Source organism: Hyphomicrobium methylovorum, assembly GCF_013626205.1.
Lineage (GTDB): Bacteria > Pseudomonadota > Alphaproteobacteria > Rhizobiales > Hyphomicrobiaceae > Hyphomicrobium_B > Hyphomicrobium_B methylovorum.
Genome location: NZ_QHJE01000001.1, coordinates 899,003 through 914,806, shown reverse-complemented (window position 1 = coordinate 914,806; position 15,804 = coordinate 899,003). Strand labels below are relative to the sequence as shown.

The following is a 15,804-nucleotide window of genomic DNA, read 5'->3' as shown; positions in this document are numbered from 1 at the left end:
TATTTAGCGTTCATGCCTCCGAGCTGCAAAGGTTTGTAGGAACGAACCCGGCCGTCACCCGTTTGCAGTTCAAGTCGTAAGTTAGGAGGAACAATCATGGCAATCCATACCGACCCTCAAACGGGGCGTCGCACAGACACCGATATGGTCGCGCCCGCGGCGAATAACGCGTCGTGGGGCATCGCTGCCCTCGTTGTTGTCTTGGCGCTCCTTGCTTGGTTCGCCTACGGCGCAATGACCACTCCGCCGATGAACACAACAACAGTTCCGCAGGCTAATACCACCGAGACGTCGCCAGCGCCTGTAAATCCGGCACCGCCGAATGCAAACACGGCACCGGAAACGCAGCCAACCGCACCAACCACGCCCTAACTTCAGAAAGCGAGGTGAAGCGTCATGGCATTCTGGAATGAAATGAAAACCGGAAGTCGGTTCTCGCTTGATGACGCGGCCCGTTCGGCGGATCGGAGTTTGAACTGGGTCATTCTATTTATGCTGTTGGCTTTCGCATATGCGCTTTGGCCGACGGCCGCTTGGGGTCCTTCGTTGAATCGTACGATCAATGAAGCGCCAAACGTAACGGCACCTCCAGTGCCGCATGCGGAGGTAACTCCAACTGCTCCGGCACCATCCAGCACGTCGACACCGTAAGCATTGAGACGACCGACAAACGATGACGCCCCGCAGTGAATTCTGCGGGGCGTTGTCTTGTGGATAACCGACTGGAAGCGCGTGCTCTAAATAGTCATTTAGGGGGGACTATATACTTGACAGAACGCGGTCGATGGACTACATAGATGGTCAAGGAGCAATGCCATGACCATCAACATCACTGATCCTGTCTTTCATGATGAAAGCAAAGCCCGCGAGTTCTTAGAGCTTCAGCGCTGGCCTCATGGTCCGGTTTGCCCCTTCTGCAAGGAACAGAAGAACGTCGTCCGCCTCTGTGGCGAAGCCGCTAAGAAAGGACTCGTTCTCTGCCGTCCCTGCCGTAAGAAGTTTTCCGTCACGGTCGGAACCGTCATGGAGCGCTCTCATATCCCCTTGACCAAGTGGCTCATGGGCTTCCGCCTTATGGCGTCCAGCAAGAAGGGCATCAGCGCGCATCAGATGCACCGCATGATGGGCATCACCTACAAAACCGCTTGGTTCCTGAACCACCGGATTCGCGAGGCCATGGGTCTTCCTGTCTCGTCAGGACCCATTGGAGGCGAAGGCAAGATCGTTGAGGTCGATGAAACGTTTGTCGGTGGCAAAAAGAAGAACGTTCACAAGGGTAAGCCTGAGCCCAAGAAGTACCCTGTCATTGCGCTCATTGAACGTGATGGCGAAATGCGCGTCCGCCACGTTGCCAACGTCACTCAGAAGACATTCCGCGAAGTTCTGTTCACTCAGGCCGACCGCAAGTCAATCCTGATGACGGATGACAGCACTTGGTCGCGTCAGGCTGGCAAATCCTACGCCCAGCACGAAACCGTCAAGCACTCCCTTGGCGAGTACGTCAGCAAGGGCGGCATCTCGCACATCCAGACGGCAGAGAGCTTCTTCTCTCTGCTGAAGCGCGGGATCATGGGATCATTCCACTCGGTGTCCGAAGCCCACTTACAGCGCTACGCTGACGAATTTGCATTCCGTTGGAACCATCGTGACGTGGACGATGAAACCCGTGCCAACGAAATCATCAAGGCGACGGCTGGCAAGCGTCTGACCTATCGGCCGTCTGACGAAGCCTCGAACCAATAAGCAGCTCGCGAAGCGTTTTTTGGTGTGGAGGAGGAAACGCAGCCGCTTGTAACGAATCGCGAATCTCAGGATGGAAAAGGGTGCAGCGGTGAGACGCTGCACCCTGTTTTGCGTTTCCGACTACCTTAGCCCGGTGCGGAAACACGATTGCACTTCCATACTCACCATTCGGTGACTCGCGTCAAGCGCCGGGCTCAACCTTACTCACAGGAGTGAGCCCTCATGGCAGACGTCTATTGGCTAACCTTTCGTATCCACCATGATGCTGATTACGAGCATCGCTACAATCGGTTGGTTGATCTCATTCAAAGTCTAACGACTAAGTGGTGGGCCGAACCCACTGCGTTCATAGTGTTCAGATGCGATCTGGACATCGATACACTGGCCGGTCGGGTGAAGGCGAAAATTGATCCATCGAAGGATCTGGCACTCGTCGGAATGCCTGATTACAAGTCGGCGCGCCTTATTGGCGCATCCTCCGACAAGGACATCTTTGAACTGATGCCCTTCGTAAAAAAGGTCTGATGGACATCGATTGGCACGGCAAGCAGCCGTGCCAATCGCATGACGAGGCGCAGCCTAAAGGATCTCATTTGTCCCTCGTCTTTGTCGCTTTCTTCTTTCCACTTTGCTTCGGCGTGAACGGCTTCGGCGGCGTACTCAAAGCCTTCTCAATCCCGCGCATGAAGCGTTCCTCCGCGCCTGGTTCCTCTTTCAAACGCTCATCTTTCGCAGGTTTTCGCATGACGGGACCTTTTGAACTTGATCCGGACCTCGCCAAAGAGCTTGGCTTGGTGACAAATGCTTGGTCGCATTTAGAGAGCAACCTGACCACATTATTCTGTATATTAAGCAAGCTCGAAATGCATGTAGCGGCGGCTATATTTGATCTGTTCAAGTCTACGCCGACGCAACGCGAGGCTTTGCTTCGGCTTGCTCATTTATCGCCACGGACGGGCCCCCACATGGAGACAATAAAGACTCTTTTAAAGGACTACCAAAAGCTTGCCGAGCGACGGAACGAAGTTGCTCACAATCCTTTCGGCGTCAGAGAGCAAGCCGTCTACATAATGCTCAAAACGAAAGGGAAGCCGGGTCGCTACGGAATTCCATATGACACTCGCAACATTTCATCGTCGGAGATCAAGACACTGCGAGAGGATGTCTCGGAATTTATGGATCGGCTAATGCTTCTCAACCTTGCTCTGATTGAGGACGCGAAACAGACAGCATTACTTTAAATACGTCAGCCGCCGCCTCAGAATACCAATCCGTGGCTCGCTCCGAATCTCCGCCAAGGTTCGCGATTAGAGCCTGTTTCCCAGCCTCAATCATTTCTGGCGTCACCTCTATCTGAGGGACGTTCTTTTCCTTGCCGCCCTGTCGGGATGAATCATCACACATCAGAATCTGTTCCGTCAAGTATATAGTACCCCATTTAGGACTACGTTCTATTAGCCATAAAATCAGCGCGCAAAATCTGGAGCCGCCTTCGCATGGACGTATCCGCACCCGTTCTCGATCGTCAGCCTGTGGTTCGCGCGCATTGTCCCGATTGGCTCGTTATTCAAACGCATTCGAATCGGGAAGCGCTCGCAGCGGAGAACCTGCGTAATCAATTCTACGATGTGTACGCGCCCGTCATCAGCAAGCTTGCGCGCCACGCGCGGCAAACGCGAGAAGTGCGCCGCCCGCTGTTTCCCGGCTATATCTTTGTAGCCCGCCACACGCCCGCGATGCAGTGGCGCGCAATCCGAAGCACGATCGGCGTGAGATCAATCATCACGAACGGAAACACGCCGAGTACTCTCGCGAATTCGTTCATCGCCACGTTGCAAGACCGTGAAGTAAGTGGCGTCATCGCGCGCGCGGCCGCGCCGCGGGAATTGGGTGACGTGGTGCGCCTGGCGCGCGGTCCTTTCGAAGGGCTAGCCGCAACTATCGTAGCGCTGGGGGAACACGACCGCCTTGTCGTTCTGATGAATTTGCTGAACGGTGCCGTGAGGGTCCAGGTATCCGAAGATCAGCTTTCGGCAGTTTGACGCTGAGGTCGGATATCGGCGGGTTAAGCAGCGGGTATGTTCAGATCAATCTGCTCCGCTTGATCTGAAGGTTCTCCGCTCACATTAAGGCCGAGAATTGAAGCCCACGATCGAATGGCGTGAGCTTTGTCGTAATACGCTTCGCAAGCCAGACGCGCCCGCTCCCCCATTCGTTTCGTCTCCTCGCGCGCATTCATCAATTGAAGTACCGCATTCGCAAGCGCTTCAGCGTCACCCATCTGGACATGAAGCCCGCACTTATGCTGGCGGATCACGCGCGCGATTTCACCATCCGGCGCACCAATAAAGATTGATGCTCGCCCCGCTGCAGCGATTCCGTAGAATTTACTGGGAACGATCAAGCCTTCGAGCTCGGGCCTGAGGATCACCAGATGCACGTCGGCTGCGCCAAGACTCTGCGGCAAGCGTTGACGCGGTTGGTACGGCTGAAAGGAAACAGAACGCAATCCGCGCGCGTCGGCTTCGCGAGCTGCTTCGGAGAAAAGGTGCCCGCCTCCGATGAACAGCCACCGGATCGCAGGCCACGTTGCTATCGAGTTTCGTGCTTCGATCAGCGCCGCCGCAGAGAGAAGAGTCTCCACATCATGCGCGCGCCCCAGATTGCCCGAGTACCCCACGACAAAACACCCTTTGAGCCCCCACGCGTCGCGCAATGGATTGCGATCGCCGTCGACCGGTCTCAACTCTTTGCAATCCGCCCAATTCGGAATGACGGAAATGCGTGACGCAGGAGCGCCGGTCGCGGCAAGGCGGTTTGCCATAAGTTCACCGATGACGACGTTCATATCTGCACGCCGATGCGAAGCGTTGCGGATAAAGCGAAGCGCGGAAAACACCGTCCGACCCTGCGAACCGAAGACTGAGAGCGCTTCAGCCACTTCAGGAAACAGATCTTGCGACCAGACGATGACGCGCGCACCGCGCAGTCGCGCGATCGGAACAGCGATGACCGCCAGCATCGGCGGATCCGTCATCGCAACAAGAACGTCGCCTGCGCGCAGTATCCGGAGCAACGCAAAAATTGCCGAAATATAGAACGTCAAATAATCGATTGCGCGCAACAGAAGTCCATGCCGTCCGAAATTTGACGTCGCCATTCGGATCGTTTCGACACCTGATATTCGCTCGCGCTTCGGCAAAAGATCGTCGCCGCCAGAGTAGCGAAGGCGGCTGGTAACAACGCTCACGTCCGCACCGCGTTCAGCAATGCCAAACGCAAGATCAGAAAGCATTTGAGCCGTCGCCGAGTGATCGGGATGGAAGAAGCGGTTTAAGAAAATGACGCGCAACGGCTCAGATGCCGGATCGATACCTAGCGCGCCGACTTCGCGCTAGCGGCATCGTCAGGTCCAGGAAACAGCGATGAACTGCGGCCAGTGACCCAATAGGCTACGAGTCCAAGCCATTCCTTCGCGGCAAGATCCGCCCGCGCGAGGCCAGCCGAAAACGTAGAGAACGGCCGCAGCAGATCTTCCGAGCCGCGCGTTCGAAAATCGACCGGAAATGCAGTCACCTCGAAGCCCGCCTGCCGAAACGCACCCATCGCGCGCGGCATGTGATACGCAGACGTCACGAGAAGCCACGTGTCGTTTGGCGATGCGCCCACCATTCGCCGCGTGAAAGCGGCGTTCTCATACGTGTCACGCGATTCCGTTTCGATCAGAATGCGATCCGGCGATATCCCCGCATCCACCAGAAAATCCCGGACGGCATCTCCCCCATGCTCGCGATCAAACAGAGCACCGACGCCGCCGGTGAATACAACCTTTGCGTCCGGCAAACTTCGAGCGATGCGCAAGGCCTCGGTTAGTCGCTCGGCAGCTTCGTTCAAGCCAAGCCCGCCGCGCCCAGCAGTAACCCAGCCATCCTCAAATCCGCCAAGGATGATTATGCCGGTAACGCCCGAAGTCGGCGGCGATGGTTGGCGCGCGGCGAAGCGATTCTCGAGAGAGAGAACCAGAACATTACCAACCGGCAGAAAGCCCGCGACGATGATCCATGTCAGCCCTCCTCCAATAAGCCAGCGTCCCGTCCTTGGTCGAAGACGTAGTAGGGCGAGGCCAACAAGCAGGCTTATCAGCGCGAGGTTGGATGGCTGCACAATGAAGAACGCAACCCTCGATATGACGTGAAACATTCAATCCTCGCATGCGCGTACCCCACTCGACGCCACATTGCATATCCGTGCGCGAACCCGCAATGCGCCCGCGTTCAGAGACAATAGGATTGCGTTGTGCATTCTGTGTCCGCTTCTCGGCGCCTCACGCGCACTTTGAGCGCGGGAGTTCCTGAATAGATCGACCAAGGCGCTAGGTCGCGCGTCGCAACGCTTCCCAACGTCAGTATGCTTCCAACTGCAACTGAAACTCCTGGGCCGACAATGCATTTGGCGGCGAGCCACACGTGATCCGAAACAGATATGGGCCGAACGAGCAGTGTAAACTCCGGCGATGCCCAATCGTGGCTGCCGGTGCAAAGATACGCCCCCTGCGAGACGCAACAGTGCGCGCCGATGCGAACATGCGCGAGATTATCAATCCAGACGTCTTCACCGAGCCACGTATGATCCCCCACTTCAAGCCGCCACGGAAATTTGACGCGCAGTCCCGGCTTGATGACGACAGACGTTCCGATCTGCGCTCCGAACAAACGCAACAACAAACGCCGATGCGCGCTCCCAGGAATAGCCGATCGAACAAAGAGCCATTGCACGATAAGCCAGACGGCTTCCACCCAACGCGCGCGTCCGCGATCCAGAGCGCCACTCCGATAGAGATCGAGCCGCATGCCGCTCAAATGACGAAGATCACAGAATAACCGACACGCCACGCGACCATTAGAGCGACGACAATGAGAACCGGCGCGAGAGCGATCGGGCAGAGTTCCCATTTCCTTCAGAAGCGCGATTAAAATGTGCCGATCAAACCTGAAAAGATGAGAAGAAGCTGTAAGCGCCAGACCGTTCTGTTGAGCCCTGCAGCAAAGAATGCTGCTGCGCAGAAAGCGATCGTCACAACCGCATGGAAGGCCAGGACGGCCAGATCATCAGGATTTGCATCAATGCCGGACACGATGCCAATCGCCAACGCGTTGGCGACAGCAACGCATATGAGGTCAACAACGAGTAGAAGACAGCAGTGCATCTGTATCCGGCCATCAGCCGAGGCCGGTCGGCGTCCGCTCATCCCACATCGGAACGACGCAAAAAACTAACACAAAAGGACTATATAGCAACTGTGACGCGTCCGGATTTACACAACTTCAGTGCGCTCTGAGCTAATCCTGGCTGGGCGGCGCGACCAAGCCATCGGCAATGGCGAGCGCCACGGCATGTTCGCGCGTCTTGGCTCCAAGCTTATGCCGGGCATTGCTGAGATGCATGGCAACGGTCGGTAAAGCGATGTGCAATTCCTTCGCGATTTCCGAATTGGAAAGGCCGTGCGCCAGTGCCTGCACGCATTGCGTCTCCCGCTGCGTGAGGACGGAGGCTTTTGCAGGATTCAAAATGTCATCCATCGGCATGGCGCAAATAAATATTCTCATGCAGCAAATATATGACAGTTTCGCCGACTCGAGATCAGGCGCAACCCCCAAATTATGAATATTTCGTGTCCTTATGGGCACACCTATTGGTTGCAATAGCTTTTCCAACAAAAAAATAAATGAGCAGATATTCCGAGCAAAACGCGCTCGGCGTCGAGGGAAGACGACTGGCGCACCCGGAATGCGTGGGCCGATTAGGCTGACATTTGTTGAGTAACGGGGCAGAAAAATGAACTTTGTACCGCGTTTTAGTCCGTGGACGTCGTTTTTTATGGGCGTCAGCACGGTTGCGCTCATCGCAACCTTCTCAATTCCGTCGGCCTCTGCAGCAAACTGCACGACGGCCAATAACAACGTCCTTTCCGGCGCGGGTGCCGGAGCGGGAAACGGGACAGGCAGCTGCAAAGACAATACGCTGAACGGGGCAGGCACAGGTTCCGGCAATGCCACCAGCGGCACAGCAACGATTACCGATAATTACGTGGTCGGCGCAGGCTCAGCGGCAGGAAATGGGTTAAACGTCGGAAGCGGTTCGGCGAGTGCAATAATCACAAACAACACAATTTTTGGCGCGAGTTCTGGAAGCGGGAATGGCGCCGCATCAAATTTATTCGGCTCCAATTCCGCCAATGCGAATGTGAAGAACAACACTTTCATCGGCGCTGGAACAGGCTCACTGAACGGTGCAGCCACGAACACGCCTACTGCGGGAGGTAGTCACGCCATCGGCACCGCAGACGTGCTGAACAACATCGTCATTGGTGATGGCTCCGCGAGCGCAAACGGCACCGGAACGGATTCCGTTGGTTCTGGCGGTACAGTGAACGGGAAGGCCACGGTCAGTAGCAACATCATCAATGGAATGCTCTCGGGCTCTGGCAACGGCGCAAGCCTCGATGGCAACGGTCAGGCGGTTGTGTCGAACAACCTGATATGGGGCAACGCCTCCGGAAGCCTCAATGGCTCCCACACCAGTGGCAACGCAGACGCCACCGTTACGAACAACTTCATTTGGGGCGATGGCTCCGGCAGCTCCAACGGCTTAAACGCGTCGTCCACTGTCTCCGACAATTTCATCGTCGGCAGCGGCTCCGGAAGCCTGAACGCAGGAGATATCAAAAACAATACGATTTTTGGCAGTCTCTCAGGATCGAAGAACGGACAGAACTTTTCGAACAACACAGTTTTTGGATCACTGTCCGGTAGTGGAAATGGAAATAATTTCACCGACAACACCATTCTCGGAAATGGATCAGGAAATCTCGCAGGGAATAACGTCACCAACAACACCGTGATTGGATCCGCGTCAGGCAATAGCTACGCCAACGGAGCAAGCTTCAACAAAGTCTTCGGCAACGGATCGGGGAACGGGGTCAACGGCTCCGGCAACTCTGTAGTCGGCGACCTCTCCGGGAACGACGTTACCGGCGATGCAAATAGCGCTGTTGGCTTCGTGTCTGGCAACTCCGTTACTGGCAGCTTCAACTCGGCATCCGGCCTCGTGACGGGCAATGAGGTTGTTGGGTCATTCAATCAGGCAAGCGGAGCATTGTCCGGCAATCTCGTTTCCGGAGATGCCAACCAGGTAAGCGGCGTCGGCTCGGGCAACGGTGTGAACGGCAACAGCAATAAGGCGACCGGCGACGGGTCCGGAAATGACATTACGGGTTCGAACAATAAGGTCGTCGGCGATCTGTCCGGCAACGTCATATCCGGCGATCGCAACAGTGCAAACGCCTTCATGAGCGGAAATTTCGTTGATGGCGATGACAACAATGCCATCGGCACGCTCTCCGGTAACGTCGTGCAGGGAGATCGCAACACTGCTGACGGCGATGGGTCCGGCAACATCGTGTTTGGATCGGACAACCAGGTGCATGGCACCGGTTCAGGCAATGTTGTAATCGGCAACGGCAACGTCGGCATGGGGACCGGCGTCGGCAATCTGGTTTTTGGGTCAGGCAACCAGGCGTCGGGCCTGCTGTCAGGCAACCTCGTCAACGGAAGCTTCAACTCCGCCGCTGGCTTCACCACGGGCAATGGCGTTGACGGTTCATTCAATCAAGCAAGCGGGGCGTTCTCAGGTAACGCCGTCGCTGGCAACGCCAATCAGGCGAGCGGTGTCGGCTCGGGCAACTTCGTGGAAGGTGACAGCAACAAAGCGATTGGTGACGGGTCCGGCAATGTCGTTTCGGGTTCGAACAATAAGGTGATCGGCGATTTGTCCGGTAACGTTGTGCAGGGCGATCGCAACAGCGCCAACGCGTTCATGAGCGGCAATCTCGTCAACGGGAATGACAATAACGCGACCGGAACTCTCTCAGGCAATATTGTGCAGGGAGACCGCAACACTGCCGACGGCGATGGCTCCGGCAACATCGTGTTTGGATCGGACAACCAGGTGCACGGCACCGGCTCAGGCAATGTCGTATTCGGTGACGGCAACGTCGGCATGGGGACGGGCGTCGGCAATCTGGTCAATGGTTTAAGCAATCAGGCGTCCGGCTTCCTCTCGGGCAATCTCGTCCAAGGCTCGTATAACCGGGCAAGCGGCGCATTCTCCGGCAATGCTGTCTCGGGCTTCAATAATGCTGCCGCAGGCACGAACTCGGGCAACGCGATTGCCGGAAACAACAATCAGGCGAGCGGTGCCGGTTCCGGAAACGACGTCAGCGGCAATAGCAACAAAGCGATCGGCGATGGGTCCGGCAATGAAGTAGCTGGCGACTCCAACACAGTTGTCGGAGACGATTCAGGAAACGCCGTGAACGGCAGCGGAAACATTGCGCTCGGAACGGTCGTCGGTAATGACGTCAACGGAGAGTTCAATCAGGGATCTGGGTATGCCTCGGGCAATGGCGTATCGGGCTACGGAAATCAGGCGTCTGGCTCCGCTTCCGGGAACGGCGTTACCGGCTTCAATAATCAAGCAAGCGGCTACGCAACCGGCAATGGCGTAACGGGTGCGAACAACATCGCCAGCGGCTACGCATCCGGGAATGGCGTGACGGGCGACGATAATATCTCGTTCGGAACAAATTCGGGTAACGGCGTCACGGCAAACCGAACGACAGCGATCGGAAGCAGCGCTTACGCTGTATCCGACGATTCAATCGCGATCGGGACGAACGCCTCCGCAGGAGCAGGCGGCACAGGAGCCGTCGCGATTGGCAACAATTCGTTCGCGGCCGGACCGGGCGACGCGGCATACGGTCAAGGCGCAAAGGTTTACTCGGATCAAGGAACGGCCATTGGCAACAACGCGACCGTTACGGCCGGTGCGCAGCATTCGTCGGCCATCGGCGCGGGAGCCATTGTCGATAGGCCGAACGAAATGGTGTTCGGAACGCGCAACGATACGTACACCACGCCCGGCATCACGTCCGGCTTGAGCAAGGCGCGCCAGACGGACGGACCGCTCGAGGTTGTTACGTCAGATCAAAGCGGGCATCTGGCAACGGACGGCGGATCGATATTCAAATCCCTCGACGAAGCACAGTCCGGTATTGCTCTTGCAATATCGATGGTCAATCCAGACCTCGTTGACGGCGAACGTTTCGGTATCGCTGTGAATGGCGGCTTCTATGAAGGCGCGCAGGCGGTGTCCGTCGCGGCGCAGGGCGTGATCGCTCATAACGTTTTCTTTGATGGCGACCGCGTGGCGGTGTCAGGCGGTGTCGGTGTCGGCATGGATAACGGCCGCGGCAGCAGCGTCGTCGGCGGTCGAGTGGGCGCGCAGATAACATTCAGATAGTGGAGCTGCGTATTCGCTCCGAAATGGGCGCTGCATCGGGAAACCGGAGCGGCGCCCACTGCAATTCGGGTTGCCCACAAGGCACATAGCCGAGCAGGTCAGGTTCGTGCTCTAATCGCCGCCGAAGTTCGGAGTGTGCGAACAGCGCCGGCAGATGATTGCGAAATCAAGCAGAGAAGCGAAAAGAGTTTCGCGCCGTCGCCGCGGCAACGCGTGCTTGGCAATCATATCGCTTGTCTGCGTGTCAGCGAGTGCGATTTCGTTGCACGCCGCCGCAGCAGCGGAAAAAAAGCCGGCGCCGCAAGCCCCGGCGCCTTCCGCAGACAGAAACGTAGGCGCACTACAGCGTCCGCCAGCAGCTCTCGGAGTGCCGTCGCCGAGAAATCTTTTAATTATGATCCGAACCACCTTGGTGGCGTTGCAGCAGGCTAACGTGACCGGCAATTACTCAGTTCTGCGCGATCTGGCAGCGCCGTCATTTCGCGACATCAACTCCGCCGAAAGCCTGAGTGCGGCATTTGCAGGCTTGCGCGCGAGTGGTGGTGATATGGCGCCTATCGTGCTGGCGCTGCCGACGCTTTCGCGGCAACCGTTCGTCGATCAAAACGGAATGTTGCGCGTGGCCGGAACATTCGACGTTGGGACGAATGTAGTTGTGTTCGATCTCGCGTTCCAGGCGATATCCGGCATCTGGAAGGTGAACGCAATTGCCGTGAATTTTCGCGCCGCGCAGACCGCTAAGCCAGCGCCAACCCAGCCGCCTGCAACGAAGAAGACCGAGTCAAAGAAAACCAGAACATCCACCCCTTAACTGCATGATCGCAATCTTGGAGCCCACGGCAATGAAGGCATTTCATCTCACAAAGTTCGGTATCGACGGTCTAACGCAAGTCGAAGTTCCGGACGTCAAACCGGGGCGCGGACAAGTTCTCATCAAGATGCGCGCATGGTCGCTCAACTACCGCGATTATCTGGTTGTGCGTGGCGTCTACGCGCCCAAGCTGAAATTCCCGTTCCAGATCCTGTCTGACGGTGTTGGCGAGATCGTAGCGACGGGCGAAGGCGTCAAGCGCGTCAAGACCGGAGATCGCGTCGCTGGAGCCTTCATGCAGCGATGGATCGAAGGCGAACCGTCGATGGATAAATCCGCGAGCGCTCTGGGTGGCGAGCTTCCTGGGCTGGCAGCAGAGTATGTCGTTCTCGACGAGGAAGGCGTCGTGAAAGTGCCGGAGCATCTGAGCGATGAGGAGGCCGCCACGCTTCCCTGCGCGGCGGTCACGGCATGGCACGGACTGGTCACGTCGGGCAGGCTCGCTGCGGGCGAGACCGTTCTCGTCATGGGCTCTGGCGGCGTGTCGATTTTCGCTCTGCAGCTCGCGCGCATGCACGGTGCGCGTGTCATCGCAACGTCGAGCAGCGACACGAAGCTCGAACGTCTACGCGAACTCGGTGCCGCGGAGACGATCAACTATAAGGCGACACCGAATTGGGGGGCGAAAGTCCGGGACCTGACGGACGGCAAGGGAGTCGATCACGTCGTCGAGGTGGGCGGAGCCGGTACGCTTGGCCAATCGTTCGAAGCGGTGCGCATCGGCGGTCACATCGCTCTCATCGGAGTGCTGAGTGGCGGCGCCGTCAATACGATCCCGATCCTGATGAAAAATATCAAGGTGCAGGGCATTTATGTCGGCAGTCGCGCCATGTTCGAAGCGATGAACGCCGCCATCACCGACTCTGGAATGCGCCCGGTCGTCGATCGTGTCTTTCCCTTTGCGGAGCTGCCCGCCGCTCTCAAACACATGGAAAGCGGTGCACATTTCGGAAAGATTGTGCTGAAAGCGGACTAAGCGCCGAGGCCGACCGCATAACTCGAAAAATGGATGATGAGCGCGAGGCTAGCCCCTCGCGCCTGCCATTCTGTCGCGTCCGTTGCCGAAACCATGCCTAGGGACGGATCTTGCAAACGTCCATCACCTATATATTCTGACGGCTATATTGCACCACACAAAGGACCGGCTGCTCATGCTGTCACTGTTCAGCGCGCCACGCGTTTCGGCGACGTTTGTCGTCGCGTTTCTGATGCTTGCCGGTGTACTTTCGCACCCCGTTTCCGCTCAGAAAACAGAAACCACGACGACTACGATCTTTGCCGCCGCCAGTCTCAAGACGGCGCTTGATGAAGCCGCGGCCGCTTATACCAAGAGCACGGGCAATAAGATCGTCGTTTCCTATGCGGCATCATCCGCACTCGCAAAACAGATCGAGCAGGGCGCACCCGCCGATATTTTCATTTCTGCTGATCTCGATTGGATGGACTACGTCGACAAGGCGAAGTTGATAAAGGACAGCACACGCCTCAATCTCCTGGGCAATCGCTTGGTGCTCATCGCGCCCAAGTCGAGCAGCGCAAATCGAAAAATCGAAAACGGCTTCGATCTCGCCGCGGCCCTCGGAGATGGAAAACTCGCGATGGCGAACGTCAAATCGGTTCCTGCGGGCAAGTACGGTTTGGCAGCGCTAACGAAACTTGGCGCCTGGGCCGCAGTCGAGCCAAAAGTCGCTCAGGCGGAAAATGTCCGCGCAGCTCTGGCGCTCGTTGCTCAGGGCGAAGCGCCGTTTGGCATCGTCTATGAAACGGATGCAGCCGCGGAGCCAAAGGTCAAAATCGTCGACGTCTTTCCGGAAGACAGCCACGCGCCGATCATTTATCCCATCGCTGTAACAGCAGGCAGCAAGGATCCCGCTGCAGCCGAGGCCTTCATCGGGTTCCTGAAAACCCCTGAAGGACAGGCGGTCTTCAAGGGCCAGGGGTTCACCATTCTAAAGTAGCGGCCCCCCGCAATGGCGCGTAGCGGGCGGCGTGAATGAAGCGGATCGAATATCGTGTTTGGATTTTCTGCCGATGAGTGGACAGCGATCTTTCTCAGCCTCCGGGTTGCGACGGTCGCCACGCTATGCGCAGTCCCGTTTGCGATCTTCGCTGCCTACGTTCTCGCTCGTTGGCGCTTTCCCGGAAAATCGATCCTCGACGGCGTGCTGCATCTCCCCCTCGTTCTGCCACCCGTCGTAACGGGATACTTGCTCCTGTTGACGTTCGGAAAGAAGGGGGCTGTCGGTGAGGCGCTCTACAATACCTTCGGCATAACTTTCGCGTTTCGTTGGACAGGTGCAGCGCTAGCCTGCGGGATCATGGGTTTTCCGTTGATGCTGCGCGCGATCCGGCTCTCCTTTGAAGCGATTGACCGCAGGCTGGAGACCGCGGCCGGAACGCTCGGCGCCAATCGCGCCTGGACATTCGCCCTGGTAACGCTACCGCTCGCCTTGCCTGGTGTTTTGGTCGGGGCCATTCTCTGTTTCGCCAAGGCGCTCGGCGAATTTGGAGCAACGATCACGTTCGTGTCGAACATTCCCGGAGAAACCCAAACCATTCCCTCCGCGATCTACACCTACACGCAGGTTCCGGGCGGAGATGAGCAGGCGATGCGCCTGACTCTCGTTTCGATCGTGATTGCCATGCTCGCGCTGATCGCGAGCGAAGTTCTGAACCGTCGTATTCAGAAGCGCATCGCCGTATTCGAATGACAGCGCCATTTCCCGCTCTTGCGCCCATTCTGTCGGTGGACGCACATCTCTCACGCGGCGCATTCAAACTCGCCGCCGCGTTCGATGCCGGGCCCGGCATTACCGCGTTGTTCGGTCCATCGGGGTCTGGAAAATCGACGTTGCTGAACGTCATTGCGGGCGTCCTGCGGCCCGAACGCGGACACGTCGTCCTAAATGGTGAAACGCTCACCGATACGCAGAAGCGAATTTTCCTGCCGCCGCACAAACGCCGGATCGGTTTTGTGTTCCAGGACGCGCAGCTGTTTCCTCATCTGACGGTCGAACAGAATATGAAGTTCGGCCGCTGGTTTCGCCGAGCATCGCAATCGATCGCGTCGTTCGATGTCGTGGCCGATACACTTGGCATTCTTCCCCTGCTGAAGCGGCGGCCCGCCACCCTCTCCGGAGGCGAACGCCAGCGCGTTGCGCTGGCTAGGGCGCTGCTGTCGTCTCCGCAACTGCTGTTGATGGACGAACCGCTCGCGGGGCTTGATGACAAGCTGCGGCAGGAAATCATGACCCTGATCGAGCACATACGCGATGAGTTTCGCGTTCCGATCGTTTACGTCACGCACACGCGAGACGAAGTTCGGCGTCTCGCGTCTCGCGTCGTGAAGGTCGAGCAAGGTGAGGTGGAGTCGTCAGGAAGCGTGCCTGAGATTCTCGGCGCCTAGAGAGCGTCGGGCGGCAGCTACTTCCGCGCGGTCTTCTGCGGCTTGACGAGGTGCTTTTCGATCGACGCCAGCGGCTTCGAAAAAGTACTCAACGCCTTCGCTTCCATCTCGCGATACTGTTGAATGATTTCCGCACCGAATGGCGTCAGCCGCGCAGCGCCGCCGCCCTTGCCGCCATGCTGGCGCTCAATCAACGGCTCGGAAAAAATCGCGCTGAATTCGTCCATCAGATACCAAGCGCGTTTGTAGGACATATCCATCGCCTTCGCCGCGGCTGAGATGGACCCGTGTTCGCCGATCAGTTCAAGCAGCTGAATTCGGCCATGCCCGATATACCGCTCTTTGTCGAAGTCGATACGAATCCTGATCACAGTCATGCTTGGCCGTCCTGACGTTTTACGATCCGAACCGCGACTCGCGTCAG

The 15,804-nt window shown here is 57.4% G+C and carries 17 protein-coding genes; 11 read left to right on the top strand and 6 right to left on the bottom strand.

What is annotated here, in order from left to right; genetic code table 11:
• Positions 1 to 96: 96 nt before the first annotated feature.
• From DLM45_RS04590 to nusG, 5 genes are all read left to right on the top strand, one after another.
• Positions 97 to 372 (top strand): hypothetical protein, encoded by a 276-nt coding sequence (locus DLM45_RS04590; RefSeq protein ID WP_181335827.1) that lies wholly within the window; start codon positions 97 to 99, stop codon positions 370 to 372.
• 450 nt (positions 373 to 822) lie between these two features.
• A complete protein-coding gene (locus DLM45_RS04585; RefSeq protein WP_181338185.1) occupies positions 823 to 1,743 on the top strand; it encodes an IS1595 family transposase in 921 nt (306 codons plus the stop codon).
• 222 nt (positions 1,744 to 1,965) lie between these two features.
• Positions 1,966 to 2,268, top strand: a complete 303-nt coding sequence (locus DLM45_RS04580; RefSeq protein ID WP_181335826.1) for a hypothetical protein — start codon at positions 1,966 to 1,968, stop codon at positions 2,266 to 2,268.
• Positions 2,268 to 2,984, top strand: a complete 717-nt coding sequence (locus DLM45_RS04575) for a hypothetical protein (protein ID WP_181335824.1) — start codon at positions 2,268 to 2,270, stop codon at positions 2,982 to 2,984. Before DLM45_RS04580 ends, DLM45_RS04575 begins: the two co-directional genes overlap by 1 nt.
• A gap of 255 nt (positions 2,985 to 3,239) precedes the next feature.
• A complete protein-coding gene (gene nusG / locus DLM45_RS04570) occupies positions 3,240 to 3,785 on the top strand; it encodes a transcription termination/antitermination protein NusG (protein WP_181335822.1) in 546 nt (181 codons plus the stop codon).
• Positions 3,786 to 3,808: 23 nt separating this feature from the next.
• On the opposite strand, the gene DLM45_RS04565 is transcribed toward nusG, so the two are convergent.
• From DLM45_RS04565 to DLM45_RS04545, 5 genes are all read right to left on the bottom strand, one after another.
• On the bottom strand, positions 3,809 to 5,038 hold the full coding sequence (locus DLM45_RS04565; protein ID WP_210269795.1) for a glycosyltransferase family 4 protein: 1,230 nt from the start codon (positions 5,036 to 5,038) through the stop codon (positions 3,809 to 3,811).
• A gap of 80 nt (positions 5,039 to 5,118) precedes the next feature.
• Positions 5,119 to 5,943, bottom strand: a complete 825-nt coding sequence (locus tag DLM45_RS04560) for a YdcF family protein (RefSeq protein WP_181335819.1) — start codon at positions 5,941 to 5,943, stop codon at positions 5,119 to 5,121.
• Between the two features lie 74 nt (positions 5,944 to 6,017).
• Positions 6,018 to 6,593 carry a WcaF family extracellular polysaccharide biosynthesis acetyltransferase gene (locus tag DLM45_RS04555; protein WP_181335817.1) on the bottom strand — a complete coding sequence of 192 codons (576 nt, stop codon included), beginning with the start codon at positions 6,591 to 6,593 and terminating at the stop codon, positions 6,018 to 6,020.
• 119 nt (positions 6,594 to 6,712) lie between these two features.
• Entirely contained in the window at positions 6,713 to 6,991 is a 279-nt protein-coding gene (locus DLM45_RS04550; protein WP_181335815.1) for a hypothetical protein, read from the bottom strand.
• 91 nt (positions 6,992 to 7,082) lie between these two features.
• Complete coding sequence (locus tag DLM45_RS04545) at positions 7,083 to 7,703, bottom strand: response regulator transcription factor (RefSeq protein WP_181335814.1); 621 nt, start codon at positions 7,701 to 7,703, stop codon at positions 7,083 to 7,085.
• Positions 7,704 to 7,986: 283 nt separating this feature from the next.
• Here DLM45_RS04545 and DLM45_RS04540 point away from each other — a divergent pair, with 283 nt between their 5' ends.
• From DLM45_RS04540 to modC, 6 genes are all read left to right on the top strand, one after another.
• Positions 7,987 to 11,103 (top strand): beta strand repeat-containing protein, encoded by a 3,117-nt coding sequence (locus DLM45_RS04540; RefSeq protein WP_181335813.1) that lies wholly within the window; start codon positions 7,987 to 7,989, stop codon positions 11,101 to 11,103.
• A gap of 394 nt (positions 11,104 to 11,497) precedes the next feature.
• Positions 11,498 to 11,914, top strand: coding sequence for a hypothetical protein (locus tag DLM45_RS04535; protein WP_181335812.1), 417 nt, complete (start codon positions 11,498 to 11,500; stop codon positions 11,912 to 11,914).
• 31 nt (positions 11,915 to 11,945) lie between these two features.
• Positions 11,946 to 12,950: a zinc-dependent alcohol dehydrogenase family protein gene (locus tag DLM45_RS04530; protein ID WP_181335811.1), complete on the top strand. Its 1,005-nt coding sequence runs from the start codon at positions 11,946 to 11,948 to the stop codon at positions 12,948 to 12,950.
• A gap of 175 nt (positions 12,951 to 13,125) precedes the next feature.
• A complete protein-coding gene (modA, locus tag DLM45_RS04525; RefSeq protein ID WP_425485196.1) occupies positions 13,126 to 13,932 on the top strand; it encodes a molybdate ABC transporter substrate-binding protein in 807 nt (268 codons plus the stop codon).
• A gap of 54 nt (positions 13,933 to 13,986) precedes the next feature.
• On the top strand, positions 13,987 to 14,685 hold the full coding sequence (gene modB, locus DLM45_RS04520) for a molybdate ABC transporter permease subunit (protein WP_181335810.1): 699 nt from the start codon (positions 13,987 to 13,989) through the stop codon (positions 14,683 to 14,685).
• Positions 14,682 to 15,380, top strand: a complete 699-nt coding sequence (modC, locus tag DLM45_RS04515) for a molybdenum ABC transporter ATP-binding protein (RefSeq protein ID WP_181335809.1) — start codon at positions 14,682 to 14,684, stop codon at positions 15,378 to 15,380. Before modB ends, modC begins: the two co-directional genes overlap by 4 nt.
• Before the next feature lie 17 nt (positions 15,381 to 15,397).
• On the opposite strand, the gene DLM45_RS04510 is transcribed toward modC, so the two are convergent.
• Positions 15,398 to 15,757: a winged helix-turn-helix domain-containing protein gene (locus DLM45_RS04510; RefSeq protein ID WP_181335807.1), complete on the bottom strand. Its 360-nt coding sequence runs from the start codon at positions 15,755 to 15,757 to the stop codon at positions 15,398 to 15,400.
• Positions 15,758 to 15,804 lie beyond the last annotated feature (47 nt).